At 47.9% G+C, this 1,318-nt stretch carries 1 protein-coding gene; it reads right to left on the bottom strand.

Annotated elements, in window-relative coordinates; translation table 11 throughout:
• Window positions 1–1,277 (bottom strand): alkaline phosphatase family protein (locus EXE45_RS16330; protein WP_241989503.1); only part of this gene is annotated, 1,277 nt, incomplete at its 3' end.
• Window positions 1,278–1,318 lie beyond the last annotated feature (41 nt).

Genomic DNA, 1,318 nt, shown 5'->3' with positions numbered 1-1,318 from the left:
AGCAGAGTCGGTGCAATATCCACAACGCTTGCATTCTCTATCGTGCCGCAGTTGAAATTCGGTCCTGAGGCGATGAATATGCCGTCTCTACGGTGGTCCCCAGATCTGTCCTGACCGTACTGTTTCGAGGGACGAATCAATTCATCGGAGTGGCCATTTTTCAAGGTGTACTCAGGGTTTGTGCGAACGATTAGGTCAGGTGCGTCATCCACTATCCAACCAGAGTATACTTCCTCACTCCGAACCACCGCTTCCACCAGTTGGTCGTCGGTTTCTGGATGTCGAATGGAGCGAAGTGAGTCACGAACCTGTTCCACCACCGTATCATACTCTTCGTGAGTTACTGTCCCCTGAGTGAATCGGTCCTCAAGATTAATGAAGAGTGCTTGTCCTGAAAGCGTCGAAAAGAAGACCTCCGTTTCATCCCAGACAATTGTTCGATGGGAATTATCTTGAAGAGACCCTCCAAACTCAAACCATGAGGCAGGGAGCACCGACTTTACTAATTTCTGTAGCCCAGCGCTGCCTACTACATCCCACCCGAACTTGAGTATCTCGGCTGCGAGATCAATAGCAACTTGATTAGGTGAACCCTGAGTTTCTCGGGTGAGGTATCCCGTGTCTTCTAGCCATTCGTCAATATAGATATCATACGAGAGAGGACCGAACCCATGATCAGAAATGATGAGCACGTCACACTCGTCATCTGTTTGTTCTAGAATCTGTCCGATACCGTCGTCAACGGTCTCGTAATACCGTTTAATGGCGTCAGTATGCGGAGAGTCGGGATCGTACCGTGGGTGAGATTCATCTAAATATTTCCAAAAGTAGTGTTGGATACGATCACTTCCGTCGTAGACAGACATCGCAAATTCCGTTTCGTGGTCATCGATCAAGGTGAGGAACAGTTCTGTCTGATATTCCGCTACCTTGATTAGATTCTCTTTGAATTCCCTTTCATTTCCAGCCTTGTAGAGGGACTTGTCCTCAAAGAGGTTTTCAGCTGTGCCTATTGTGTCCCTGAGTGGTTCCGGTTGAACAAAATCCTCAATACTATTCGGTGTTGGGAACCCACTGACGAGATATCCGTCAACCTCTTCCGGCGGGTAAGTAAATGGTATTTTGAACAATCCTGTGGTCGTTCCATAATCGTTCATAATCGACCAGAACGGAGATGATCGACGATCGGAAGAGTTGATCGACCGTCGATTGTAGTCTTCTTCGAAAGTGCTGAAGTCAAAGATACCATGCTTGCCAGGATTCGTTCCAGTCTGAATGGAATTCCACGCCGGAGGAGAAACGGGTGGGGTAATCGATT

Origin of the sequence: Halorubrum sp. SP9 (assembly GCF_005435015.1) — an archaeon.
GTDB classification, from domain to species: domain Archaea; phylum Halobacteriota; class Halobacteria; order Halobacteriales; family Haloferacaceae; genus Halorubrum; species Halorubrum sodomense.
This window is presented reverse-complemented; position numbering and strand designations above follow the sequence as displayed.